This window comes from Phyllobacterium zundukense (assembly GCF_002764115.1).
GTDB classification, from domain to species: domain Bacteria; phylum Pseudomonadota; class Alphaproteobacteria; order Rhizobiales; family Rhizobiaceae; genus Phyllobacterium; species Phyllobacterium zundukense.
In genome coordinates, this window is record NZ_CP017944.1 from 17277 (window position 1) to 43930 (window position 26654).

The following is a 26654-nucleotide window of genomic DNA, read 5'->3' on the forward strand; positions in this document are numbered from 1 at the left end:
AAACTGACAGAAAATCTCTCGCAATCGCGCTATGATGAAGCTGAGTTAGTCAAGCCAGCCCGCTTCCACCCGACCAATTGTAGCGTAATGTATCTGGTGGCCCAAAAGCTACATCAGCATTCAAATGCAGTGGATTGGGACACATCGCTGATACATGGAAATCGCCATGTCACGACTGTACCGAATTCAATTGGAGAGAGATCAATGTTCGAAGGAATCAACCATCGTCGCCGTGGTTTTCTTGGCATTGCGGCCATGACCATTTCGGCCGCCCAGATCGGCTTGATCGGTTCTGCGAGAGCACAGTCCAATAACGCAAATCCGCCGGATCTGCCCGCGATCAAGCCGGGGACGAACACCTCATTCGGTGCACTGAAGCAGATCGATGCCGGCATCCTGAATGTCGGATACGCCGAAGCTGGCCCCGCCGACGGTCCAGTGGTTTTGCTTCTGCACGGCTGGCCCTATGATATCTACTGTTACGTTGATGTCGCTCCGCTGCTCGCATCGGCAGGCTACCGGGTAATCATCCCATATCTACGCGGCTATGGCACCACGCGTTTCCTTTCAGGCGACACGGCTCGCAACGGCCAGCAATCCGTGATCGCCACCGATATGATTGCATTGATGGATGCGTTGAAGATACCCAAGGCGATCGTCGCCGGCTGCGACTGGGGCGCGCGCACGGTGAATATCATGGCAACGCTCTGGCCAGAGCGTTGCAAGGCCATGGTCTCAGTAAGTGGCTATTTGATCGGCAGCCAGGAGGTCAACAAGAAGCCACTGCCACCAAAGGCGGAGCTCGCCTGGTGGTATCAGTTCTATTTTGCCACGGAGCGCGGCCGGCAGGGCTATGAAAACAACCGGCACGATTTTGCAAAGCTCATCTGGCAGCTCGCGTCGCCGAAATGGAACTTCGACGATGCCACCTTTGACCGATCTGCCGTGGCCTTGAAAAACCCGGACCACGTCGCGGTTGTGATCCATAATTACCGCTGGCGGCTGAGCCTGGCAACAGGCGAACCGCAATACGATGCCCTGGAAAAACGCCTCGCCGAAGCTCCGGTGATCACGATACCCACCATTACCCTTGAAGGTGATGCAAATGGTGCGCCGCATCCAGATCCTGAGTCCTATCGCAAGAAATTCTCGGGCAAGTATATGCACCGGACACTCGAAGGCGGTATTGGCCACAACTTGCCACAGGAAGCCCCGCGGGCCTTTGCCCAGGCCATCGTCGAAGTCGACGGATATTGATCCGAATCCACCATCATTGCAGCCATAGGTGGCGTTATCATTATTGTGATAATTAACTGACCAGGCTGCAGATAGTAGAATGTTGCTGCGCGCCATGAACGGGAATTGAGGCACCTTTCGATGGATCACATCGACCATATCCTGATCGTCGATGACGATCGCGAAATCCGGGAACTGGTTTCAAGCTATCTGAAGAAGAATGGTCTGCGTGTCACTGTGGCGGCAGACGGGCGGCATATGCGGGCATTTCTTGAGGCAAACTCCGTCGATCTCATCATTCTCGACGTGATGATGCCGGGCGATGACGGCCTGGTTTTATGTCGCGAGCTGCGCGCCGGTAAACACAAGGCGACGCCGATCCTGATGCTGACAGCCCGGAGCGACGAAACCGACCGGATAGTTGGCCTGGAGATGGGGGCGGATGACTATTTGGCAAAGCCCTTTTCAGCGCGGGAACTGCTGGCGCGCATAAAGGCCGTACTTCGTAGGACTCGCATGCTTCCTCCCAATCTTCAGATTACGGAGGTTGGCCAATTATTGACTTTCGGCGACTGGCAACTCGACACGTCCGCCCGGCATCTGCTCGACCGCGATGGGACCGCCATCGCTCTCAGCGGCGCCGAATACCGCTTGCTTCGCGTGTTCATTGACCACCCGCAGCGCGTCCTCAACCGCGACCAGCTCTTGAACCTCACGCAAGGGCGCGAAGCCGAGCTGTTCGACCGGTCCATCGACCTTCTCGTCAGCCGGCTGCGCCAGCGGCTTTGCGACGACGCGCGCGAGCCGGCGTACATCAAGACCGTTCGCAGCGAGGGTTACGTCTTCTCCATGCCGGTCGAAATCTCCGAGATCCGGCAATGAGCGCCACCGCAGTGTTCCATCAGCTACGACTATGGCCCCGCACTTTGGGGTCGAGATTATTCCTGATCCTTCTCGCCGGCGTAACTATTGCGCATGGCCTTTCGTTCGGCGTTCTGTTTCTTGAACGCTACATGACGGCCAAGGCGGTGATGCTTGGTACACTGGAGAACGATGTGGCGACCTCAATCGCCATTCTGGATCGCTTGCCGGCTGGTGAGCGACCAGATTGGCTGGCGCGGCTCGACCGGGGGACCTATCGATATGTGCTTGGCCCCGGCTTGCCCGGTGTCCCTGACATGACCGCACGGGGGGCCGAGATTGCTGCGAAAATACGGGAGGCCAGCGGGCAGCGTTTTCCTCTGAGGGTCGAATCCATACCGGGTGATGGCAAACGCCTTCAGGCGCATCTGACCTTGAGCGACGGTAATCCGCTGACGATCGACGTACGCCCGGGGATCATGCCGGTTGCTGAATGGCTGCCATACGTTCTTTTTGCGCAGCTCATTCTTCTCGTTCTTTGCAGCTGGTTTGCGGTGCGACTGGCCATACGTCCTCTTGTGGACCTCGCCAACGCCGCGGATGCGCTGGACCCGAACAAGAAGACGCCGCGGTTGAGCGAAACGGGGCCGAGCGAAGTCGCGTATGCCGCGACAGCCTTCAACTCAATGCGCGATCGTATCGCACAATATCTGGAGGAGAGAGTACAGATCCTTGCGGCAATCTCGCATGATCTTCAAACGCCGATCACACGGATGAAGCTTCGTGCCGAATTTGCAGACGATTCCGCCGAGAAGGAAAAACTGGTCCATGACTTGGCCGAGATCGAGCGCCTCGTCCACGAAGGGATTGCCTATGCCCGCAGCGCTCATGGAAATACCGAGAAATCCTCTCGTATCGACGTCGGCTCTTTCATTGAGAGCCTTGCTTACGATTATCAGGACACAGGCAAAGCCGTAACGGTGGGCGAAAAGATCGACGGCGCAATTGTGACCCGGCCTCATGCGCTTCGCCGCATCCTCACAAATCTCATCGACAATGCACTCAAGTTCGGCGGCACTGCAGAAATATTTGTGCAAAGAGATGCCGAGGGGTCAGTGATCATAAAAGTGCTCGATCGAGGTCCCGGGATTCCGGAAGACCAGTTCGAAGCTGTAATGCAGCCATTCTTCCGGCTCGAACAGTCCCGAAACCGAGGAACAGGGGGGACTGGACTAGGATTGGCCATTGCTCATCAGCTTGCGCTTGCAATTGGCGGCACACTCAAATTGTGCAACCGCCAGGGTGGCGGCCTCTCGGCGGAAATCTCCATCCCTTCCTGAAAAGCAGCACCTGCTTTGTATGGCAATGTACCGGGCCGCGTCCCGCCCACACTTCGTTACACTTGCACTCGATAAGGACACATCCGGGATACATCGCTCCCACTTGATGCGGTCAATGGCTGGTTCAGCCGTTGCGCCTCGGCGCCCGATCAATCCTACAAAGGGAACGATGATGACCCTTCTCGCTATTGCCTACTTCGGAGGCGTGCTGACTATACTCAGTCCGTGCATTCTTCCGGTTCTACCCTTCGTCTTCGCACGTGCGGGACAGCCTTTCGTCAGAAGCACAATGCCGATGCTTGCCGGTATGGCAATTACCTTTGCTTTAGTGGCCACGCTTGCCGCCGTGGGCGGCAGCTGGGCAGTCCATGCCAATGAATATGGCCGCTACGCCGCGATCGCGCTGCTCGGCGTCTTCGGTGTGACGCTCGTCTCGCCACAGCTTGCCACTGTCCTGACGCGGCCGATCGTTGCCTTCGCAAACAGGCTTTTGAATTCGACCGGTGGGCCGCGCTCAGTTCCGACTGCCAGTAGCTCGCTGATTCTTGGTATCGCAACGGGTTTGCTCTGGGCGCCCTGTGCCGGACCGATCCTTGGCCTGGTGCTGACGGGTGCCGCTCTTCAGGGCGCGAACGTTGAGACAACACTACTTCTGGTGGCCTATTCGGCGGGTGCTGCGACGTCGCTCGCCATTGCCCTTCTGATCGGTGGACGGGTCTTTGCCGCCATGAAACAATCATTGGGCGCCGGTGAATGGGTACGCCGCGGCCTCGGTATCGCCGTTCTTGCGGGTGTCGTCGCGATCGGCCTTGGTGCCGATACCGGCCTGCTCGCCCGCCTTTCCAGTTCCGGTACCAGCAAGGTCGAGCAGTCGCTTCTTGATGCTTTCAATTCAAACATGCCTCAACTTGCACCCGCTGCGGCTGCAGGCAACAGCACGATGCAGGCAGCTGGCGACCCTCATCCGGGGTTTCGCAGCGATCTGCCAATTGAGCGCCAGTTTCCTTCGCTCGATGGGGCCGTCGAATGGTTGAATTCAGCTCCGCTTACGACCGAACAGCTGCGAGGCAAAGTCGTACTGGTCGACTTCTGGACGTTCTCCTGCATCAATTGCATCCACACCGTTCCCTATGTTCGGGCCTGGGCGGAAAAGTACAAGGATCAGGGCCTCGTGGTGATCGGCGTGCATGCCCCTGAATATGCCTTCGAAAAGAAGATCGACAACGTCAAGAAGGCGATCAAGGATCTCCAGATCGGGTATCCGGTTGCGGTCGACAACAACTTCAAGATCTGGCAGGCATTTCAGAACAGCTATTGGCCGGCCCACTACTTCATCGATGCCAAGGGCCAGATCAGATACCATCATTTCGGCGAAGGTGATTACGAACAATCCGAAAAGGTCATTCAGGATCTGTTGGCCGAAGCCAAAAGCCAGAAGGCAGGGAACCAAGCCGGGCGCGGCTAGCTTAGCTGGGAAACCTCAAAGCTACTCTTTGCCGGTTGAAGAAGGGTGTCGCGAATGTTCGCGGCAGCCTTCCGATTGGAAAACCATTGCGCCACCAACGCTTCTAAGGAGACTTCTCATGCCGTTCGCCATCAAATGCCTTGTCGGTATTGCAGTCCTTGCATCGCCATGCGCCTATGACACCGACCCGCGCGAACCGACGGCTGTCGCAGCGATAATTGCCAACGTGTCTTCATCGAATGTGCCGCTCAAGGTGGCGCCTTCAGAAATCGTTTCGTCTTTGAACGAATAACCAGGTTCAGTTCCATAAGCTATGTTATGTGACTTTTGGCGTGTACCCGGGTGGGTTCTATTTCGAAGCGCGACTTTGTAGCGATAACAATGGCTTATCGCAACAAAGGAATCGCCATGGATCAACCGTTTCGGCGCACCTACTCCCAAATCACGCTCGACGAACGCCGCAAGATCGAACGCTGGCACGCTGCGAAGATCAGCGTCGACGTTATTGCCGAGAAACTCGGACGGCATCGCTCAACGATTTTTCGCGAACTGAAGCGCAATCGTTTCGATGATCCCGAGATGCTTGAACTGGCTGGTTATTACGGTCCGATCGCCGATACGAAGTCCAAGGATCGGCGGGGCAATCGACGCAAGCTGGTTCGGCTGCCGCAACTGCGCGAGGCGATTATCGAGCGGATTCGCCATGGCTGGTCGCCCGAGCAAGTCGCCGGCCGTCTGAAGCTGGAAGGCGGACGGCATGGCATGACGGTCTGTCACGAGACAATCTACCGGTTTGCCTATTCGAAGGATGGCCAGGCGATCAAGCTGTGGCATCACCTGCCGGAACGCCGAGCGCGCCGCCGGCCGCGGCATGCCCGGCGTCGCCATGGCCGCCGTTTCAGTCCGCATCTGAGCATTTTGCATCGGCCGGACATTGTGCGGGAGCGCCAGCAGTTTGGGCATTAGGAGTGCGATCTGATGCAGTTCAAGAAGAAGTTCGGTGAAGCCAACGTCACCTCACTGGTCGAGCGAGTGAGCCGCTTTACCGTGTTTCTGCGCAACAATGACCGGCAGTCGCGGCCGATCATGGAGCGGCTGATCCGCACGCTGGAAGCCCTGCCCGCAACGGCCCGCCGCTCAATCACCTTCGACCGTGGCACCGAATTCACCGACTGGCCCTATCTCCAGGCCGGACTTGGCACGCAGACCTGGTTTTGTGATCCGCAGTCGCCCTGGCAGAAAGGCACTGTCGAGAACACCAACCGCCGGGCCCGAAGATGGCTTTCGAGGGAGGTTGACCCGCTCGCCGTCAGCGATACCGAACTGCGTCGCGTCTGCGATCATCTCAATGCGACACCGCGCAAATGTCTGGGCTTCAGGACACCCGCGGAGGTCTTCCGCCAAAAGGTCATGGCAAGGCGGAGATGAATACGTTAGCCTGCCGATGCTCCAAAGTCGCACCTCAGCGAGAACTCACACCCGCAAAGTTAAAATTTCCTGTTTCTGCAAAGTAGACATGTCCGCGTGTCACCTTTTCGTTCGACGCAAACGAGATATGGGATTCAGATTCTGGATTCGATTTCAAAGACCCTACTGTTTTGGAAGCTTCGGCGAGCCCTCTCGGGCATAACGTTCGACCGTTTCAACCACAGCTGCAGGCACGGAAATTCCTTCCCGATGCTTCTTACGTGCTTCAAGCCGGCGATCGCCGGGAAGACGCACCGCCGGCGTTTCCTGGGCAGCACCGAGCATTTCTTCCAGGCGCGCTGAAAAGTCAGCGCCAGCGAACAGCTTCGGATCAAGCGCAATAATCATTTGGCCGGTGCGGGGTGGTCCACCTTCGCAATCGCCAAAGGATGAGGCCTCGAAGGACCAATGGGAACGGGTAAGGCCCGCTGCGAGAATATCCACCATCAGGGCAAGCCCGAAGCCCTTATAGCCGCCAATGGGCAAAAGGCTGCCCTCCATGGCCGCGGCCGCATCATTGGTTGGCACGCCATTCGCATCGATGGCCCAGCCATCCGGCAGCGCTGCGCCGCGATTATAGGCATCGATCACGGCAACCTTGGCAACCACGCTGGATGATTGGTCGACGACAAGCGGCTCGCGTCCTTCTCGTGGGACGCCAAATGCCAATGGATTTGTGCCGAAGAACGGCGTCTTTCCGCCAAATGGCGCTATTGACGGCGACGCATTGGCAGTCATCAGCGCAACGAGGCCCTGCCCAGCCAATTCCTCGACAAAGTAACCGAGGGACCCGCACGCATAGGAATTACCGACCGACAATGCGGCGATCCCGCACTGCCGCGCCACTTCGGTGAGCGGATGCAGTCCCAGAGCAATCGCAGGATGGGCAAAGCCGGTTCCGGCATCTACTCGAAGAACAGCGGCTGAAAGCGTTTCAAGGCGTGGGCGCGCATGGCCATCGACCTTGCCGCAAGCCGCATGGTCGCAATAGGTCGGCAGATATGAAAGCCCGACAATTGCTTGCCCATCGCGCTCTGCCGCCGCAATCGATCTGGCGACTGCCGAGGCGTTTTGCGCACTGACATTGGAGGCAATCAGGGCCTTTGTCGCCAGGGCTTCAATTTCATCGAATGTCAGTGTCCGGATATCGCTCATAGGGTGACTTCCTGTGCGTATTCTGTCTTTTTCTGCAGTCTCGCAAGTTCCTCGTAAGGAATGTGACACCGGATCTTGTGGCCGGGTTCCGCGTCGATCAGGGGCGGCTCCTGGTCCTCGCAGACGGCGCCAATCTTGCGGGGGCACCGTGTATGAAAAACGCATCCCATTGGCGGGTTGATGGCACTTGGAATCTCGCCGTCAAGCCGAACGCGGACGTGCTCGGCTTCATCCAGTTTTGGAACCGCAGAGAGCAACGCTTCGGTGTACGGATGGTGCGGTCCTGAGAACACACGTTCCGAGGGGCCAATCTCCATGATGCGGCCCAAATACAGCACTGCGATGTGATCCGACAGATAGCGGACAACGGCCAGATCATGCGAGATGAAGATATAACTGACACGTTCCTTCGTCTGCAGATCCGCCAGCAAATTGAGAATTGCTGCCTGCACCGAGACGTCGAGTGCGGAGGTTGGTTCATCGCAGACAACAATTCGAGGATCGCCGGCAAAGGCTCGGGCGATCGCCACCCTCTGCTTCAGTCCACCAGAAAGCTGACGTGGCTTTACGCTCAGATGCCGTTCGGTCAGACGCACCGAACGCACAAGTTCGACGAGACGTTTCTGTTGCGCGGCGCCCCTCAGGCCAGCCAGCGTCCGCAGCGCCCTGCCCATGATATGCCGGATCGAATGGGAGCGGTTGAGCGCCGAGTCGGGATTCTGGAAAACGATCTGCATCGCCTTTACCTGATCAGCCGACCGGCTTTCGAGCCTTGGTGCCAGCGGTTTGCCCTCGAGCTGCATCGCGCCGCCAGTGTCGGCGGGAACGAGACCGAGCAGCAGTCGGGCGAAAGTGGTCTTGCCGCTGCCGGACTCCCCGACCAGGCCGAGCGTCTGGCCGGGCAGAAGATCCAGCGAAATATCATTCACGGCGCGCAAGGCGTGGCCGTGGCTGGCATAGGTCTTGTTGAGCCCCTCAATGCGCAGGACAGGTTCCGGCGATGCGTTCACGGCGGGCGTCCCGATGTTGCCCGGTGTTGTGCGCGGAAGCATTTGTGCTTTCTCGTGATAGTGGCACCGGGAAAGGCGCCCCCCAAGATCATGGAGTGGCGGCAGTTCGTTGTGGCACCGGTTGTCGGCGAGCGCGCAGCGATCAGCGAAAGCACAGCCACTGATTTTCGCCCCCGGCGCGGGCAGGAAGCCTGGAATTGTGTCGAGGCGTATCTGGTCCTTGCGCTGCCCACCGCGCGGCAGGCAGCGCAGCAAGGCAACCGTGTAGGGATGGCGAGGATCGTTGAAGACCTGTTCTGTGGGTCCCTCCTCCACCAGCATGCCGGCATAGAGCACGCCCACCCGGTCACACATGCGCGAAACGACAGCGAGGTTATGGCTGATGAAAAGGATCGAGGCCGAAAGTTCTTGCCGCAGCTTGGCTATCAGGTCGAGCACTTCCGCCTCGACCGTCGCGTCAAGACCCGTCGTGGGCTCGTCCAGGATCAGCATCGTAGGGTCATTGGCAAGGGCCATGGCGATACCAACGCGCTGCTGCATGCCGCCGGAAAGCTGATGCGGATAGCGCTGCATCACCCGAACCGGGTCGGAAATGCGCACACGGTTCAGCATGGCAATTGCCTGGTCCGACGCCAGCTGCCCGGAGATGCCGCGCAGCTCAAAAATTTCCGTCAATTGACGCCCGATGCGAATGGACGGGTTCAACGCCTTGCCGGGATCCTGATAGACCATCGAGACGCTGTCAGCGCGCATCCGGCGCAGCGCTTCGTTGTCAAGTTTCATGACATTCTGGCCGGCAAGCCAAATCTCTCCTGCGGTGATTACGCCGTTTCTCGGGAGGTAGCGCACGACAGAAAGGGCGACAGTAGACTTTCCGCAACCCGACTCACCGACGAGGCCATAGGCTTCTCCCGGCCGTATCGTCAGGCTGAGGTCGCGCAGGACAGCCCTGTTGCGTCTGCCAACGCGGTAGGCGACGGACAGGTTGCGCAGTTCGAGTGCATTCTCTGCGTTGGAAGGTTCAGTCATTGAGAGCTCCCTGAACCCCGTCGGCGACAAGATTGACGCCGATGACGAGCGATGCGATGGCCAGCGCGTCGAACAGCACAGTCCACCAGAACCCGCCGCCGATCATGCCGTAATTGCTGGAGATGCTCAGACCCCAGTCGGGGGATGGCGGCTGGATGCCGAAGCCCATGAAACTCAATGTCGCAACCGCAAAGATTGCATAGCCAAGCCGGACTGTCGTTTCGACGAGAATGGGCGGTATCACGTTCGGCAATATTTCGACGAACATCGTGTGAAGTGCGCTTTCCCGGCGCAGCTGCGCAGCTGCCACATAGTCAAGTTCGCGTTCGGAAAGAACTGCAGATCGCACAGTACGGGCAATAATCGGCGAGAAGCTGAGCCCGATGACGATGATGACCGTGGCCTTCGACGTACCAAGCGCAACGATGGCAAGCAGCGCGACGATGACGACAGGGATAGCCATGAACGCTTCGAGGATGCGGCTTATGATGTCGTCCACCAGACCACGGAAATAGCCGGTAAAGAGGCCCAGCGTGGTACCGGCCAGCGTGGCAAGGAGCGTTGCAAGCGGTGCGACGGTCAGGATGTCGCGCGAGCCGACAATGACACGCGAAAAGACGTCCCGGCCGAGCTGATCGGTGCCGAACCAGTGTTCCGCAGAGGGCGGCACGAGCGCGTTGATGATATCGTCGGCGAGCGGATCATAGGGGGTGAAATGTTCGCCGAACAGTGCACAGACAACCCAGAAGAGCACGATGGTCAGTCCGGAGAGGAAGGAACCCGAACGGCTGAGCGAAGCAAGGACTTCGGTCACAGGACTGCGCGTGCTGGGGGCGCTGGGTAGTTCGGGTTGCTTGATTTCGATTGCAGTCATTGTTCCGTCCCCAATCGAATGCGCGGGTTCAGCACCGAGTAGAGAATGTCGGCAACCAGCGTCGCCACCGAATAGACGATGCCGATCGTCAGAATTCCGGCCTCGAGGATCGGAAAATCCTTGCCGCGCGCTGCCGTAAAGATCAGCGAGCCGATCCCCTGGTAACGAAACAGCGTCTCGACCACCACAAGGCCGCCAATCAGGTAGCCGGTCTGCGTTGCAATAACCGTGATGGTCGGAAGAAGAGCGTTGCGCAGGACGTGCCGCCAGATGACGGTGCGCCAGGGGAGGCCCTTCAGGACTGCCGTTCTCGTATAGTCGGAATCGAGTGCCTCGATCATGCCGGAGCGGGCCATACGAGCGATGTAGCCGAACAACACCAGAAAGAGCGGCAGGGCCGGCAGGATGAGATAATAGATCTGCGTAAAGAAACCTGCATCCTTGGGCCAGGTTGCCGCAATGGGGAGCCAGTTCAGCCAGACACCGAAGATCAGGATAAAAATGATGCCAGTGACGAATTCCGGCAGCACCGTTGCCGATAATCCCCCCAGGCTGATGATGCGGTCGATGGGGCGATTGAGATTCAATGCGGCGATGATACCGCCAAGTATCCCCAACGGCACGACCATGATGAACGCAACCAGCGCAAGCTTCATGGAATTGCCCAATGCGTCGATGACGAATGGTGCCACCGGAGCCCGGAAGATATAGGATGTGCCCATATCCCCCTGGATGAAATTGGAAATCCAGTCCCAGTATTGCACAAGAAGTGGCCGGTCCAGGCCGAGCGAATGATTGAGCGCGTCAACAGCGCGGATATCGGCAAGTGGTCCCAATATGGCACGGCCAACATTTCCGGGCAGCACCTGGCCTCCCAGAAACACCATGATGCTGAGCAGAAACAGCGTAACCAGCGACAGGACAATGCGCTTTAACAGGAAGGAAAGAATGGCTTATGCTCCTTGATGAGCCAGCCCCACAAACATGGAGCTGGCTGTTGCCGGATTCCGTTCCTCCCCGTCAGGCTTTCGACGCGCGGTCGAGATAGTTCTGCGACATGGCCGTCGGCTGTACGCCGGTTACCCCCTTCGCGGTTGCGGTCAGATAGTCGAAGAAGTAACCGAAGATAACCGGCGTCTCCTCAAGCAGGAGATTCTGGATCTTGCCGGCGGTCTGCTTTTGGGCTTCCAGATCGAGGGCCGCGATATAGCCCGAAGCCAGCTGATCGTAGTCCTTGTTCTTGAAGTGAGCCGAATTCCAGGTGCCTTCGCTCTTCAGCGGAGCCGACAGGTAGACATTGGGAACGCCCCGATGGCCATAGTCGGTAATGCCCATGACCGAGTCGAGCCAGTTCGATTTACCGAAGACGGCATCGCCATAATAGGCTCCCTGATCAAGGATGTTCAATTCGAGATCGATCCCGATTTCCTTGACCGCATTCTGGATGAGCACTGCGTATTCCGGAATCTCCAGATAGCGTTCCGTCGTCAGCGTGACTTTGAAACCCTTGCCGGCGCCCGCTGCCTCCATCAATTGCTTGGCCTGCGTCAGGTCCTGCTGCCGCTGCGCAACACTTGTGTCCGTCGAAGGGAACACCGGAGCGAACGGACTGTCATTGCCCAATGATGCACGGCCGCGCATCAAACCCTTCTGCAGTTTGTTCCGGTCGATGCTGAGTGCAATAGCACGGCGCACCCGCGCATCCTTGAAGGGATCCATGTCGCACCGCATGTGCACCTGGTGGTGCGCAACGGATTTGAGACTGAGAATTTCGACGTTGGGATCGTTGAGCAGGCCGACGCCGGCCAGAACCGGAAGCTGGTTGATAACATCCACCTGCCTGCCCTGAAGCGCCAGGATCATCGGCTGGATATCGGCGAAGAAGGTGAACTCCGTCCGGTCAGGCAGGGCCTTCTCACCCCAGTAGTCGTCGTTTCTGACGAATGAGGCGCCTACTTTCGGCGTGTACTTCTCAAGCTTGAACGGTCCGGTCGCGTTGAAGTTCTTTTCAAAATCGCCCTTGTAGTCAGCCGGAATAATGATCGCGTTGTAATTGTCCGACGACACCATATAGGGGAAATTGCCGTTCGGCGCATCGAGATGGAACTCTACCGTGTAGTCGTCGATCTTCTTTGTCGCGCCCTTCTGCAGATACCCAGTGAAAACCGACAAGGCATTCGAAGAATTGGCTGGATCAGCCAGCCGGTCGATGCTGGCCACCACATCGTCAGCCTTCATTTCGGCGCCGCTATGGAACTTCACACCCTTGCGCAAGGTGAAGGTCCACACGTCACCCTTGTCGTTCGGCTTCCAGCTTTCAGCGAGCATCGGCTTCAAGACAAGATCGGGACCGTCAAGGCAGAGAAATTCACCTACCTGTTGCAGCATCAAAAGACCGCCGGCGTCGGCAACGCTGACGGGCTCTATGGCCGCGGCGGGAACACTGCTGGCCACACGAATGGTTGCACCGGGCGTTCCCTGTGCGCGGGCGAGGCTTGGCATCCCCCCGAACCCTGCTGCAAAGCCGACGCTTCCAAGGAAAGGCAGCGACAGACCCAGCAGGCTCCCGTGACGAATGAATTCGCGGCGGCTGACCCTGCCGTCCACGAGACCGTCGATCAGATGGTTTTCGAGATCAGTCCGGCCACGCCGGAGAATGTCGAGAATCTTGTAGTTCTTCATGGCTTCTGCTCTTTCCCCTGTGTTCTGGTTCTTGCCGGACGAGAGGTTCATCAGCGCTCCTTGTCGCTGAGTTGTCGGACCGTCCGTAACCGACAAACATTGGAATGCCATTTCCTCCGGTCACCTTGCTGTCCGGTCTTTTGCCGGACTGGCATCAAACTAACGTCCTCCCGTCAATTCAGCGGCAGACGCCGATAGGTCCCCGGACTTGCCGGGTTGTGATATTTGTTCTTTGGCCCGCGTTCCATGTAATCCCGGTGACAGGCGGCCAGTTTGTCTCGCGCCAGTGTTACACCCAAGCCGGGACCTTCTGGCACTGGGACGACATTGTTCAGCGGTGAAAACGGCCCGCCTTCGATGATATCGGTCGTCTGCATGCGAAACAGCGACTGGTTCGGCTCCCTGATCCAGCCTAATGCCGCGCACAGATGAAGATAGGCGGCGCTCCCGATGCCGGAGTCGCCACTATAGCACCAGAAATCGATGGCGGCATGTTCACATGCGCCGATGAAACGGATGAGCCGACCGATTCCGCCGTGAACGGCCGGATTGCCGACAATCGCATCCGGAACCCGCAATTCGACGGCACGGGCAATGTCGATATTGTGTGTTGAGAACGGTATCGAACAATGGCGGCGCAATTCACGCATTTCCTCGATTGTTGCGACTGGATCTTCCCAATTGCGAACGTTCAGTTCTTCCAACGGTCGCACAAGTTGTCGCGCGGTTGCAAGTGAATAAGCCTGGTTGGAATCGATCCGCAGCATCACATCGTCACCGAGTTTCTTGCGGATCAGCTCGATCACTCGCAGCGATATCTTCGGATCTTCTGTGGAGAACTTTCCCTCAAAGAAGGTAGTCCCATACGTCTCGTGCAGTTCGACACAATAATCGGCAACTTCTTCCGGGGTTTTTTCACCAATCGTGTCCGGCCCGTCTCCGCGCAGCGAGAAATAATCGGTAAAGGGTATCGCTTTACGCACCGCGCCACCGAGCAGCTGGTAAAGCGGCTGGTTCCACGCCTTGCCGCGCAGATCCCATAGTGCCATTTCGATTGCACCGAATGCCATGATGCGATTGCGGTCGTTGATGCTCTGAACGCCGGTCCAGTACGGCAGGCAGACATTTTCAGCGCCGGCTATATCGAACGCGTCGCGTCCGATCAGCCTCGACGCCAGCACGTCTCTAATGATGGCAGCCGCCGCGGCGCTCGGCGCCTCACCGAGGCCGATCAATCCATCCTCGGTCTCGACTTCGACGATCGTCGGCGAAAAGCCGTCCAGTTCCCCGAATACCCAGACATAGGGAGCTTCAAGGGTCAGATTGATCGGTGTCGCAGTGATACGGCGAATTTTCATATCAATGGCTCAGGTCTAGGAAAGGCGCGCCGAGCAGCCCGGGATCGACGTCAATACCAAGGCCGGGGCCATCCGGGATACCCATGCGGCTGCCAATAACGGGCGGCGTGTTCCTGGCGGTGCGGACCGTGACCCATTCGTGAAAGGCAATCGCGTGCAATCGCCGTTCCTCGGGCGTCGAAAGCGAAAGATGCGCCATTGCGGCGGTATCGACTTCGGCTCCGCCGGTATCCTCGACGGTGACCATGAAGCCGAGATCGACAGCAAGATCACGGATCTGGCGGGTCTTTGTTACGCCTCCCAGACGAGAAATCTTCAACGTCAGCCCATCCGCTGCGCCCTTGCGATGAATGTCCAGCATTTCCTCAAGCGATGTGACGGACTCATCAAGAATCATGGGTTTGTTGAGGGAGCGCCTGACCGAAAGGCAGTCGTCGATAGAGACGCAGGGCTGTTCCATCGTGTAGTCGATTTCCCGGGTTGCATCGACGAACTGCCGCGCCTGATAAGCCGACCACCCGGCATTGGCATCGCAAAAGATCACCGTGCCTTTGGGAACGGACGCTGCAACAGCGGCAACCCGTTCAATATCGTCGTGAACCTTGCCGCCCACCTTGACCTGCAGACGATGAAAGCCTTCGGAGACTATTCGCTTTGCATTGGCAATCATCACCTCGACCGAGCCATGCGTGACGACCCTGTACAGATCCGCCATGTCGCTTTCCTGGCCACCGAACATCGTCACAAGCGGCACGTCGGCCGCGCGGGCGGTCAGATCCGAACAAGCCATATCGAGCGCGGATTTGATATAGGGATGGCCCTTGAACACAGTGTCCATCAACCTGTTTAGGCGGGTCAGTGCGCGCGGATCCTGTCCGAGAAGATGAGGTGCTATTTCGGCGACGCCCGCCTGCGCCCCCGCGGCGAACGCAGCGGAATAGAAATTGCCGAGCGGTGCCATTTCACCCCATCCAGTGAGTCCGGTGTCAGAGGTGACCGATACCAGAACAGCATCGAACCCCTCCGCGCCGCGCCCCTTGGACATGTTGTAACGGCCATCAACAAAAGGCTGCATGACGCGGTAGGCTTTTATGGTGTTGATATGCACGGCGTACGATCCTATGACTGGTAAACAGAAAGCGGGGCCGAATGGGGCGTGGGGAGCGATCAGGGGTCGATGGGTTTCTGCTTAGCTCCGTTACGCCCGTCAGGTGTCTTGCTACCGCCGTTCCGCTTTTCGAGACTTGCTGCAAAAGCGACCAGTTCCTCGAAGTCGAGGGCAATATGCTCACGGGCATGGCACTGGGCGGCCTTCATATCGCGCCCTTTGAGCAGGCGCACATATTCTTCATGAACATCGAGGGATGGAACCGGCTCGTTGCGCGCGCGCTGATGCAAAGCAAAATACATTTGAAGCCGGCTGGTCAGTCGCTGCCATGTGTCGAGCAGCAACGCATTGTCGGCCCATTCATAGATCAACCCATGCAGTTGCAGCGCGGTCTCGATCTGGCGGGTCGTGTCGACAGCGAGCGTCGCCTGTTTGACCGCATCATGCCGGCGATCGAGTTCATCAAAAAACTGGTCCGTCCTGTTCGGCCACGTCTTCTCGATGGCAAATTCATCGAGCACCTGGTTGAGCGAATAGGCGTCCTCGATATCCTTGGCGGTCACTTCGATGACAAAAGTTCCCGCATAGGGGATGCTGGTCAGGATACCCTCCTGAACCAGTTCCCGCATTGCTTCGCGCAAGGGCGCGCGGCTGACACGCATCTGCTCGGAAATACGAAGCTCGTTCAGCTTCTGCCCGGGCTCCAGCTTGCCCGTGAGAATCGCCCGCTTGAGCAGTGTGACAATCTCAGCGCGGCGGGTCGTATCGACAATCGGATCAAAATCGGTCTTGCTCATCATGACTGAAATCCTGTATGCAGATGCAGGAAATCAGATTGTCGACAATATAGCAATACTGGATTCAAAGGTTGCGATTGGATTTAGCCGTCATTGCTGACGTGCCTATCGCAGCCAAGCCTTTTCTGATTTATAGCAGCGCGCGCACATGCCTCGCTTTCCTTACCGGAGACTGACGTGACACTAACCGGCTTCTTACAGTTGACCGCTTCGACGGTGATCTTCCTGCTCGCTGCAACATGTGCGAAGTCCTGGGCCCTCGGACCAAGCACCGTCAAATTGATCCTGACAATCCTGTTATATTCGGCAGGCAATCTCATCATGCTGCGACTGGTACGCGAGTTTGGAATGGCTTCGGCCTTCAGCCTGTCCGCGGTCATCCAGCTCATTGCGGTAAATCTGATTGCCCTCACCTTCTTTGGCGAAAGGCTCCCCTTGATCCAATCGTTCGGGATCGTGTTCGCCGTCATAGCTGTTGGTTTGATAACGTTCGGATCCGTAGCGAAATGAGATTGATGCGGTACATTCGGGTGTACCGTGGAAATCTCTGCGGCAGAAGAGCTATCTAATCAGCAAGGGAACTCCGTACGATGACCACGTGTTTGCCGTCTGACCGAAATTTTTCTGCCAGAAGACTGTGATCCATATCCTCACTTATGCAGACCCTTACAGCCTCGCGGCGGCCAAGTTCCAGAACCGCAACTGCAACAAACCTGTCGAACAAGATCACGTCGGCCATCTGCATTGCCCGTACAGCCCGCAGTGTCAGCAATTCGGGTTCATCGGACTCGACCGTAATGCTGGCCACAGGTCTGCTCGCCGGAGTGGCGGCAGCAATCATATGCGCCGAATTCATCAGCGTCAGTTCATTTGGCGCGGTGCCCGAAGAGAAGGCGCGATCGACAAATTCTTCCCAGAAGCGGCGGCGTTGCGCGCCCGGTTTCAAGAGATCACTGATTTGACCGCGCACGGCTTTCGCCAAGCGTGCCCAACTCGAAAGCGAGGCTGGCAGAAGTGCTTCGATGCGCCGCCGGAGTGCCTGACCGAGAATGGGTGCTGCTCCGTCGGTCGAGATACCGATCACCACCGGCGAACGATTGACGATCGAGCCAAATTGGAACTGGCAGAAGTCAGGACGGTCGATCACGTTGCATGGGACACCCGCCTCAACGGCCGCGTGGAGAAAGTTGCGCGCGTCCTCGTCCGTGGGCGAATCGGCGACGGCGATTGCCGCGTTCTCAAAGCTTGTCGGGCACCAGTCACGTGGATGATGAACGAGCGACAACGCGGAAATCAGCGCCGACATTTCTTCGCTCAACACCCGCGCATATACATGAACTTCCGCGCCTGCAGCTGCCAGCAATTCGGCTTTCCATGTCGCTGCTGCGCTGCCGCCAACGAGAAGTGCGCGCCTGCCTCTGAGATTGAAGAAGACCGGCAGCACAGCCAGGCTGCCAATGCTCGCTGGAAGGGGATTACTCTGCGGCTTTGACAATATTTGCATCGATTATACCCCTGATCTCGGCGCGGCAGGAGCCGCAATTGGTTCCGGCTTTCAGCGTCTTCCCAATGGCTTCCACGGTATGGCTGCCACTCAGGGCCGCCGCCGCAATCTCGTTTTTTCCAACCGAAAAACACGCGCAGACGATTGCGCCCTTGTCGGGCATGTCCTTGCCGGGCCTTCCCGCCAGAAGCTGAAATCGCTGATGCGCGTCGGTGAATTGCCGTGTCAGCTGTTCACTCGCCCAGCTACGCGAAACGGTGACCGGTTCGCGCGCCACAAAGAGCACGCCGGCAAGCGTCTCGCCCTCGAACATTGCGATGCGGTGCTGGCCCTGCCGATGGTCGTGATAGGCAAGCAGCGGCACCTCGGCGCCGGTGCGGAACAGTTGTTGAGCATAGGCGCTCCAGTCCTCGGGTTCCGCGCAGCTTGCCAGCTCAAGCCGGAAGCCGCCTTTTGTTCGCGCGAGCGCCCAATAATCTTCCACACATGCAGGCTTTACGCGCATGACCGCAAAGCCATACCAGTTTGCCTGAAATGGCCTGACGGCAACTTGTGCCATTTTGAGCGCCGGCTGACCGGAAACTGGATCGACGTTTGCTGTCACCAGAGTATCGACCCGCGCCTTGCTGGCAAACTGCCCCGTCCAGTGCATGGGCACGAAGACATTGCTCCGCGCCTGCCGGTCCGTGAGCAGCGCCCGGACGATAATTGTGCCATGGTCGTTTGTGAGCCTTACCAGGGTGGCGTCGCCAAGGCCCTGCTCGGCAGCGTCGAGTGGATGTATCTCGGCGAAGGGCTCGGCGAAATGACCGGATAGGCGCGCGCTCTTTCCCGTGCGCGTCATCGTGTGCCAGTGATCCCGGATACGGCCCGTGTTCAAGACAAAGGGATGTCGGGGGTCGGTCGCTTCGTCATTCGCAGGATGCACTGCGACAAGGCGAGCGCGACGGTCCTGCGTATAGAAGTCCCCTTCAGCAAAAAAACGTTGCTCGGTTGCTGGTTCCCCCTGCCCTTGCGGCCACTGAAATGGTTGCAGAGTGTCATAGTCCTCACCGGATATGGCAGCATGGGCGCTGATGTCGAAATCCCGGCTGCCCCGGTTACCGGTTCCCGATAGGGCCGCATGCTCGGCAAATATCTGCGATGGGCTTTCATAGGCAAAGCTTGCCGCAAAACCCATGCGCCTGGCCACTTGCGTGATGATCCACCAATCCGGCCTCGCCTTGCCGGGCAGCGGCAGGAAGGGCCGCTGCCGGCTGATCCGCCGTTCGGAATTGGTGACCGTACCGTCCTTTTCGCCCCAACCGGCTGCGGGCAGAAGCACATGGGCATGGCACGTCGTATCGGTCGCCGCATTGATGTCGGAGACCACGACGAAAGGACAGGCTTTCAGCGCCTTCACGACCAGATCGGCTTCCGGCATTGAATCGACCGGATTGGTCGCCATGATCCACAGCGCCTTGACCTTTCCTTCCCGTACCGCATTGAAGAGATCAACAGCCTTAAGCCCCGGCTTGGAGGCGATCGTTGGCGAAGCCCAGAAACCCTGAACCAGCTGTCGATGATCTTCGTCTTCCAGATGCATATGGCTTGCCAGCATATTGGCGAGGCCGCCGACCTCGCGCCCTCCCATGGCATTGGGCTGGCCGGTAACGGAAAACGGCCCCATGCCGGGACGGCCTATGCGGCCTGTCGCGAGATGGCAGTTGATAATGGCGTTGACCTTGTCGGTTCCGCTCGTGGATTGGTTCACGCCCTGACTATAGACCGTCACGCAACGCTCGGTCTGCGTGAACAGGGTGAAGAAGTCCCGCAATTCCTCTGGGGAAAGTCCTGTTCGCGCGGAAATGTTGCGCAGATCATGGCTCTTGGCGATCGCCAATGCCGCGTCGAAGCCAGACGTGTGTCGATCGACATAGCCTCGGTCCACCGCCCCTTGGGCGGCAAGAAACCCAAGCAGCCCGACAAACAGTGCCGTATCTCCGTCCGGTTTGATCTTCAGATGCACGTCGGCAATATCTGCGGTCATGGTCCGGCGCGGGTCGATGAGTACGACGCGCATGTGCGGGCGCCTGGCTTTTGCTGCTGCGATACGCTGGTAAAGCACCGGATGGCACCAGGCCAGATTGGAACCGGTGAGCACGATGAGATCGGCCAGTTCCAGATCCTCATAAGTTCCTGGGACAGTATCCGACCCAAAGGCACGGCGATGCCCGGCCACGGAAGAGGACATGCACAGACGCGAGTTGGTGTCGATATTGGCGGAACCGATGAAACCCTTCATCAGCTTGTTGGCAACATAGTAGTCTTCCGTCAAAAGCTGACCGGAAACGTAGAACGCAACACTGTCAGGCCCATGCTCCCTGATCGTTTCTGCGAAGCGGTCTGCTACCAGATCAAGCGCCGCGTCCCAGCTTGCAGGCATGCCGTCAATTTGCGGCTCGATCAGCCTTGCGTCGAGATCGACGGTCTCGCCAAGAGCGGAGCCTTTCGAGCAAAGACGCCCGAAATTGGCGGGGTGATGGGGGTCACCCGCAATGCCAATGGCTCCGCTCTCCTCCCTGGTGGCGAGAACGCCGCAGCCTACCCCGCAATATGGGCAGGTGGTGCGAACGCTTTTGGGAGATATGCTTTCCATGCAGTCTATTCCGCCGCCACGGCGGCAAGTTCGAGCAGCGCCAGGATCCGGTCACCATCGAGCTTGATGGCAATGGTCTTGACGCTTCCCTCGTCGGCGCCGAGTGCCTTGCCGGTTTCGAGGGAAATCACCCAATTGTGCAGCGGACACGTCACCGCGGCTCCGTGCACAATGCCCTGGCTGAGCGGTCCGCCCTTGTGCGGACAATGGTCGTCAATGGCGAAAATCTGATCTTCCATGGTACGAAAGACGGCGATCTTGCCTTGTGGGGTCTTTACGCAGCGCGCGCCCCGGCGAGGAATATCGTTGATCGATCCGATTTCAATCCAGTCATTCATGACACTCACTCCGCTGCCTGGTGAAAGTCAATGGTGGCCATGGGCTGGAATTCATGTTTGTCGACACCCGACACACGCTCCGACCATGGGTCGACCTGGGCGAATTTCTGGCTGAAGACAAACCGCTCGAAATAGGCCTTGCGCTTTTGCGCGTCGCCCATGATCTGGCGGCGAATTTCGTCCAGGCCGACGCGCTTTGCCCATTTGTAGATGCGCTCGAGATAGCGGCCCTGCTCGCGGTACATCTGCGTCAACGCCACGACATGCTCCAGCGCCTCGTCCTCGGTTTTCACCAGACCCAGAACCTCGGTGCCCTTGATATCGAGACCGGCGGCCCCGGCGAAATGGATCTCGTAGCCCGAATCGACGCAGATGATGCCGACATCCTTGCAGGTTGCTTCGGCGCAATTGCGCGGACAGCCGGAGACAGCCATCTTGACCTTGGCGGGCGTCCAGGACCCCCACATGAACTTCTCGATGCGGATGCCGAGACCGGTAGAATCCTGCGTACCGAAACGGCACCAGTCCGTGCCGACGCAGGTCTTCACTGTACGCAGGCCTTTGGCATAGGCCTGACCCGACACGAACCCGGCCTTGCCGAGATCAGCCCAGACAGCCGGCAGATCTTCTTTCTTGATGCCCAGCATGTCGATGCGCTGGCCACCCGTTACCTTCACTGCAGGTATGTCGAATTTGTCGACGACATCGGCAATGGCGCGCAGTTCCTTGGAATTGGTTACTCCGCCCCACATGCGCGGCACGACCGAATAGGTGCCGTCCTTCTGGATATTGGCGTGAACCCGTTCATTGATGAAGCGCGACTGATAATCGTCCGCATATTCGTCCGGCCAGTCTGCCACAAGATAGTAGTTCAGCGCCGGGCGGCACTTGGCGCAGCCGCAGGAGGTCTTCCATTCGAGTTCCTGCATGACTTCCGGAATTGACTTCAGCTGCTTCGCCTTGATCAGACGGCGGACATCGTCATGGCCGAGGCTCGTGCAGCTGCACATGGGCGTCACTGCGGAGGGATTGTAGGTATCGCCAAGCGTCAGCGACAGAAGCTGTTCGACGAGACCTGTACAGCTTCCGCACGAAGCGGAGGCCTTGGTATGGGCGCGTACATCGTCGAGCGATGTCAGCCCTTTTCCGGTGATTGCACCGGTGATTTTACCTTTACAAACGCCGTTGCAACCGCAGATTTCTGCATCATCTGGCAAGGCTGCAACGGCCGCCATAGGGTCCAGGGGGGACCCTCCCTGATAGGATTGGCCGAAAATCAGGGTATCGCGCATCTCGGAAATGTCGGTGCGCTTCTTGGTAAGATCATGGAACCATGCACCATCGGAGGTTTCGCCGTAGAGCACGGTGCCGATGATGCGATCATCTTTCAGCACGAGACGCTTGTAGACGCCCGCTGCCGCATCGCGCAGGACGATCTCCTGCCGGTCGTCGCCCTCGCCAAGATCGCCGACCGAGAACAGGTTGATGCCCGTGACTTTCAGCTTGGTCGGTGTCTCGCTGTGGACGAAAGCTGCATCGCTCGTGCCGGCCAGTTGTGCCGCCGCCACCCGCGCCATTTCATAGAGGGGCGCAACAAGACCGTAGCATTGGCCTCCGACTTCCGCGCATTCGCCGATAGAGAATATATCGGGATCGGAAGTGCGCATTCCAGCATCCGTAACGATACCGCGATTGACCTCCAGTCCGGCCTCCTTGGCAAGCGCTCCATTGGGGCGAATGCCCACAGCCATGACAACCAGATCAGCCGGGATGATCGTGCCGTCAGCGAGCAGCACTCCCTCGACCTTCTTTTCACCAATAATCTCCTTGGTGCTGGCCTTGGTCATGACGCGGATGCCGCGCTGTTCAACGGCCTTTTCCAGGAGATAGCCCGCGGCCGGGTCAAGCTGACGCTCCATCAGCGTCGGCATGACATGCAAGACGGTAACGTCCATGCCACGCGATTTGAGGCCCGCTGCTGCTTCGAGACCGAGCAGCCCGCCACCAATGACAATCGCCCTCGCCCGCGACTGCGCGGCAAGCAGCATGGCGTTGACATCGTCGAGGTCGCGATAGGTCAGAACACCGGGAAGATCCTTGCCTGGCAGGGGCAGTATGAACGGCACTGACCCGGTGGCGATCAGGAGCTTGTCGTAGGGCTCGGTTGTTCCGGCATCGGAGGTGACGGTCTTTGCCTCACGATCGATGTTGATGACCTTGTGACCCTTGTAGAGCGTAATATCATGCTTGATGTACCAGCCATCGCCATGGATGATGATTTCCTCGAATTCCTTCTCGCCGGAAAGCACCGGCGACAGCATGATCCGGTCATAATTGACGCGCGGTTCCGCATTGAAAATTGTTACGTCATAGGCATCGGGCGCGAGTTCAAGCAGATGCTCAAGCGCCCGTCCCGGCGCCATGCCATTGCCGATCACAACGAGTTTCTGCTTTTTCATGATTGCTCCCATCTCACGCGGCCTCCACAAGCCGGTGACGCTCATAGAGGAACTTCAACACTGCCGAGCGGCAGCGGATATAGGTGGTATCAGACGCCAGCTCGATGCGGCGGCGCGGGCGCGCCAGCGGGACATCGAGGATCTCTCCGATCCTGGCTGAAGGTCCGTTGGTCATCATGACGATACGGTCGGACAGAAGCACCGCCTCGTCCACGTCGTGGGTGATCATCAGCACCGTATTGGCGAGTTCGGCATGGATCTGCATGACCTGATCTTGCAGATGCGCGCGGGTCAGGGCGTCGAGCGCGCCGAAGGGTTCATCGAGCAGCAGGACTTTCGGCTCCATCGCAAGGGCTCGTGCAATGCCGACGCGCTGCTTCATGCCGCCGGACACCTCCGACGGACGCTTGTCCTTGGCGTGAACCATCTGCACCAGTTCGAGATTGCGCATGGTCCATTCATGCCGTTCCGCCCGGCTCTTGGTCGATGAGAACACCTTGTCGACCGCAAGCTTGACGTTTTCATAGACTGTCAGCCAAGGCAGCAGGGAATGGTTCTGAAACACCACAGCGCGGTCCGGTCCGGGCGCATCGACTACATTGCCTTCAAGAAAAACCACACCGCGCGTTGCCTCCGTCAGACCCGCCACGATGTTGAGCAGCGTGGATTTTCCGCAGCCGGAATGGCCAATGATCGAAATGTATTCGCCTTTTTCGACAGTCAGGGAAACCTGGTTCAGAACCTGCGTACTGGTGCCACCACGGCTGAACACCATGTCGATCTGTTCAAGCGAGAGATAGGGTTTTGACATGATATTATCCTTAAGCGCTTGCGGTGTTGCGGGTAACGGCTTTGGCAACGAAGGCGATGGTGCGATCGAGCAAGTAACCGACGATACCGACGTAGATGAGGGCGAGAATGATGTCGCTGATGCGCGACGAATTCCAGGCGTCCCAGATGAAGAACCCGATGCCGACACCGCCGATGAGCATTTCAGCAGCGACGATGGCCAGCCATGACAGGCCGATACCGATGCGCAGGCCAGTGAAAATATAAGGCGCCGCGGCCGGGATCATGATCTTGGTAAAATACTCGAACTGGTTGAGCCGCAGCACTTTCGCAACATTCAGGTAGTCTTGCGGAATATTGCGGATACCCACCGCCGTGTTGATTATGATCGGCCATATCGCAGTGATGAAGATCACGAAGATTGCCGACGGATTGCCGTCCTTGAATGCGGCCAAGGACAGCGGCAGCCACGCGAGCGGCGGCACCGTGCGCAGCACCTGGAAGATCGGATCAAGACCGCGCATGGCCCATTGGCTTTGACCAACCAATGTTCCAAGCGCAATCCCGACAACCGCCGCAAGACAGTAGCCAAGGGCCACGCGTCTGAGGCTGGCGAAAATGTGCCAGAAAAGGCCTTGATCAATGCCCTGCCCCACATAGAACGGATGAGCGATCAATTCCCAGGTTTCGGAAACAACGCGCGAAGGGGCGGGAATGCTCGCTGTCGGTGACGAACAGATGATCTCCCAGAATACCAGCAAAAATGCCAGCGTGATGAGCGGCGGCACGACATGTCCTGTCAAAGAGGTAAGCCACTGCGGAAGAGCCCGCCGCGCAACGGTTTTTTTAGGAGTGGTCAACGTTACGACCTTTGCTGGTATATGTGGCTGGTCTTTCGGGTTGATCCGAACGGGGCTGGCTGTCATGCCGGTTTCCTTCACGCAAAACGTTTGATGTCGAGGCTGGCGAGATAGGTCTGCGGGTTATCCGGGTCGAAGACCTTGCCGTCGAAGAAGGTCTCGGCACCCCGCGACGTCGAGGCCGGAATATCCGCCGCCGCAACGCCGAGTTCCTTCGCGGCTTCACGCCAGAGGTCTTCACGGTTGATCTTGCCGACCAGCGCCTTGATGTCCGTATCAGGAGCGAACTTGCCCCAGCGGATGTTCTCGGTCAGGAACCACTTTTCATGGCTCTGGAACGGATAGGAGGCATGATCGCGCCAGAACTTCATCAGATGAGGGCTCGCTGTTTCGACTCGCCCGGAGCCGTAGTCGTAGTCGCCCTTCAAACGTCCGGCGATGTCCGCAGCTGGAACATTGAACCAGGCACGCTTGCCGACGATTGCCGCCAGTTCGTCCTTGTTCGCCATGTCATCAGCCCATTGCTGAGCCTCCATCACTGCCATCAGCAGCGCCTTGGTGGCGTTCGGGTTTTTTTCTACCCAATCGGCGCGCATGGCGAAGGATTTTTCCGGATGCTTGGCCCAGATTTCCGCGGTATTGACTGCAGTGTAACCAATGCCCTGATTGACGAGCTGCGCATTCCACGGCTCACCAACGCAGAAGCAATCCATTGTGCCGACTTTCATGTTGGCAACCATCTGCGGCGGTGGAACGACGATGGTTTCGACGTCCTTGTCCGGGTCGATGCCGCCTGCGGCAAGCCAGTAGCGGATCCACAGATCATGTGTACCACCGGGGAATGTCATCGCAGCCTTGGCCGCGCTGCCCTCTGCTTTCTTCTTGGCAAAAGCCTCTTTCAGAACACCGGAATTGGAGCCAACCTTCAGATCGGCATAGGCGGATCCGATGGAAATGGCCTGAGCGTCGAGATTGAGGCGTGCAAGAATGACCATGGGCAAAGGCTGGTTGTTCTGGGTCACCTTGCCGGTGCTGATGAGGTAAGGCATCGGTGTCAGGATATGCGCGCCATCGATGCCATTGCCGGCAGATCCCAGCACCAGGTTATCGCGTGTCGTGCCCCACGAAGCCTGTTTGACCACTTCGACATCAGGCATGCCATATTTGGCGAACAGGCCCTTCTCTTTGGCGATGATCAATGGCGTGGAATCGGTGAGCGCAATGAAGCCGAGTGTTGCCTTTGTTGTCTCCGGACCCGCAGCAGCTGCATAAGCGCCGGCAGGAAAGGCAGATTTGGCAGCAGCAAGGAGCGCCAGCGTTCCGCCTGCCCTCAGAAGCTTTCGTCTTGATATGCCAGTCGACAGAATGTCTTTCATCATATTTCCCCTGAAACGCTTCGGCCTTTCCAGCCGGTTGAGCCATAAAAAAACGCCGCTGGGTGCCGCACACTCCTGGAAATGAACCAGTGGAATGAACTTGCCCAAGCGACGTCGATGTCTTTGAAGCACCCGATATTGGTGCCTGCGGTTCCTGTCGTCATTGACGGAACAAAATTAGTTATGCAAACCGCGTGCCAGATTGACGATAAAAATATAACCTGTTGTTATAGATTGCTTATTTATGTGAATTGCCCAATGGGCTTAACTGCGTGGTGAGGAACCCAAAGCGAGCGATTTGTGCAAAT

General features: G+C 58.1%; 20 protein-coding genes and 2 pseudogenes. 7 read left to right on the forward strand and 15 right to left on the reverse strand.

Annotated elements, in window-relative coordinates:
• Window positions 1-204 precede the first annotated feature (204 nt).
• The 6 genes and pseudogenes from BLM14_RS28545 to BLM14_RS28565 all read left to right on the forward strand — a co-directional run bounded on the left by BLM14_RS28545 (window position 205) and on the right by BLM14_RS28565 (window position 6330).
• Entirely contained in the window at window positions 205-1257 is a 1053-nt protein-coding gene (locus tag BLM14_RS28545; protein ID WP_100003443.1) for an alpha/beta hydrolase, read from the forward strand.
• Window positions 1258-1377: 120 nt separating this feature from the next.
• On the forward strand, window positions 1378-2118 hold the full coding sequence (locus BLM14_RS28550; protein ID WP_100003444.1) for a response regulator: 741 nt from the start codon (window positions 1378-1380) through the stop codon (window positions 2116-2118).
• Window positions 2115-3437, forward strand: a complete 1323-nt coding sequence (locus BLM14_RS28555) for an ATP-binding protein (RefSeq protein WP_100003445.1) — start codon at window positions 2115-2117, stop codon at window positions 3435-3437. Before BLM14_RS28550 ends, BLM14_RS28555 begins: the two co-directional genes overlap by 4 nt.
• Window positions 3438-3609: 172 nt before the next feature.
• Window positions 3610-4872, forward strand: a pseudogene (locus tag BLM14_RS28560) (cytochrome c biogenesis protein DipZ); the annotation flags it as partial.
• 148 nt (window positions 4873-5020) lie between these two features.
• Complete coding sequence (locus BLM14_RS31385; RefSeq protein ID WP_157929632.1) at window positions 5021-5194, forward strand: hypothetical protein; 174 nt, start codon at window positions 5021-5023, stop codon at window positions 5192-5194.
• A 116-nt stretch (window positions 5195-5310) separates the two neighbouring features.
• Window positions 5311-6330, forward strand: a pseudogene (locus BLM14_RS28565) (IS30 family transposase).
• A 162-nt stretch (window positions 6331-6492) separates the two neighbouring features.
• Here the strand turns inward: BLM14_RS28565 and BLM14_RS28570 are convergent.
• The 8 genes from BLM14_RS28570 to BLM14_RS28605 all read right to left on the reverse strand — a co-directional run bounded on the left by BLM14_RS28570 (window position 6493) and on the right by BLM14_RS28605 (window position 16382).
• The gene (locus tag BLM14_RS28570; RefSeq protein WP_100003446.1) at window positions 6493-7524 is read right to left on the reverse strand and encodes an Ldh family oxidoreductase; all 1032 of its coding nucleotides are present in this window, start codon (window positions 7522-7524) and stop codon (window positions 6493-6495) included.
• Entirely contained in the window at window positions 7521-9563 is a 2043-nt protein-coding gene (locus tag BLM14_RS28575; RefSeq protein WP_100003447.1) for a dipeptide ABC transporter ATP-binding protein, read from the reverse strand. The genes BLM14_RS28570 and BLM14_RS28575 overlap by 4 nt, the downstream gene beginning before the upstream one ends.
• Window positions 9556-10437, reverse strand: a complete 882-nt coding sequence (locus tag BLM14_RS28580; protein ID WP_100003448.1) for an ABC transporter permease — start codon at window positions 10435-10437, stop codon at window positions 9556-9558. Before BLM14_RS28580 ends, BLM14_RS28575 begins: the two co-directional genes overlap by 8 nt.
• On the reverse strand, window positions 10434-11324 hold the full coding sequence (locus tag BLM14_RS28585; RefSeq protein ID WP_162293272.1) for an ABC transporter permease: 891 nt from the start codon (window positions 11322-11324) through the stop codon (window positions 10434-10436). The genes BLM14_RS28580 and BLM14_RS28585 overlap by 4 nt, the downstream gene beginning before the upstream one ends.
• A gap of 133 nt (window positions 11325-11457) precedes the next feature.
• Window positions 11458-13119, reverse strand: a complete 1662-nt coding sequence (locus BLM14_RS28590; RefSeq protein WP_100003647.1) for an ABC transporter substrate-binding protein — start codon at window positions 13117-13119, stop codon at window positions 11458-11460.
• Window positions 13120-13292: 173 nt separating this feature from the next.
• Window positions 13293-14477, reverse strand: a complete 1185-nt coding sequence (locus BLM14_RS28595) for a mandelate racemase/muconate lactonizing enzyme family protein (protein ID WP_100003450.1) — start codon at window positions 14475-14477, stop codon at window positions 13293-13295.
• A 1-nt stretch (window position 14478) separates the two neighbouring features.
• Entirely contained in the window at window positions 14479-15585 is a 1107-nt protein-coding gene (locus BLM14_RS28600) for a mandelate racemase/muconate lactonizing enzyme family protein (RefSeq protein ID WP_100003451.1), read from the reverse strand.
• Between the two features lie 59 nt (window positions 15586-15644).
• Window positions 15645-16382 (reverse strand): GntR family transcriptional regulator, encoded by a 738-nt coding sequence (locus BLM14_RS28605; protein WP_100003648.1) that lies wholly within the window; start codon window positions 16380-16382, stop codon window positions 15645-15647.
• A 177-nt stretch (window positions 16383-16559) separates the two neighbouring features.
• Here BLM14_RS28605 and BLM14_RS28610 point away from each other — a divergent pair, with 177 nt between their 5' ends.
• On the forward strand, window positions 16560-16892 hold the full coding sequence (locus tag BLM14_RS28610; protein WP_100003452.1) for a hypothetical protein: 333 nt from the start codon (window positions 16560-16562) through the stop codon (window positions 16890-16892).
• Window positions 16893-16947: 55 nt separating this feature from the next.
• Here BLM14_RS28610 and BLM14_RS28615 read toward each other — a convergent pair whose 3' ends face one another.
• From BLM14_RS28615 to BLM14_RS28645, 7 genes are read right to left on the reverse strand one after another with little or no spacing between them, the layout of a single operon-like run.
• Window positions 16948-17886, reverse strand: coding sequence for an NAD(P)-dependent oxidoreductase (locus BLM14_RS28615; RefSeq protein WP_100003453.1), 939 nt, complete (start codon window positions 17884-17886; stop codon window positions 16948-16950).
• Entirely contained in the window at window positions 17858-20524 is a 2667-nt protein-coding gene (locus BLM14_RS28620) for a nitrate reductase (RefSeq protein ID WP_100003454.1), read from the reverse strand. The genes BLM14_RS28615 and BLM14_RS28620 overlap by 29 nt, the downstream gene beginning before the upstream one ends.
• A 5-nt stretch (window positions 20525-20529) precedes the next feature.
• The gene (gene nirD, locus BLM14_RS28625) at window positions 20530-20862 is read right to left on the reverse strand and encodes a nitrite reductase small subunit NirD (protein WP_100003455.1); all 333 of its coding nucleotides are present in this window, start codon (window positions 20860-20862) and stop codon (window positions 20530-20532) included.
• A gap of 5 nt (window positions 20863-20867) precedes the next feature.
• On the reverse strand, window positions 20868-23321 hold the full coding sequence (gene nirB / locus BLM14_RS28630) for a nitrite reductase large subunit NirB (protein WP_100003649.1): 2454 nt from the start codon (window positions 23319-23321) through the stop codon (window positions 20868-20870).
• A gap of 13 nt (window positions 23322-23334) precedes the next feature.
• On the reverse strand, window positions 23335-24132 hold the full coding sequence (locus BLM14_RS28635; protein WP_100003456.1) for an ABC transporter ATP-binding protein: 798 nt from the start codon (window positions 24130-24132) through the stop codon (window positions 23335-23337).
• Between the two features lie 10 nt (window positions 24133-24142).
• On the reverse strand, window positions 24143-25036 hold the full coding sequence (gene ntrB, locus BLM14_RS28640; RefSeq protein WP_100003457.1) for a nitrate ABC transporter permease: 894 nt from the start codon (window positions 25034-25036) through the stop codon (window positions 24143-24145).
• A gap of 11 nt (window positions 25037-25047) precedes the next feature.
• Entirely contained in the window at window positions 25048-26346 is a 1299-nt protein-coding gene (locus tag BLM14_RS28645; protein WP_100003458.1) for a CmpA/NrtA family ABC transporter substrate-binding protein, read from the reverse strand.
• Window positions 26347-26654 lie beyond the last annotated feature (308 nt).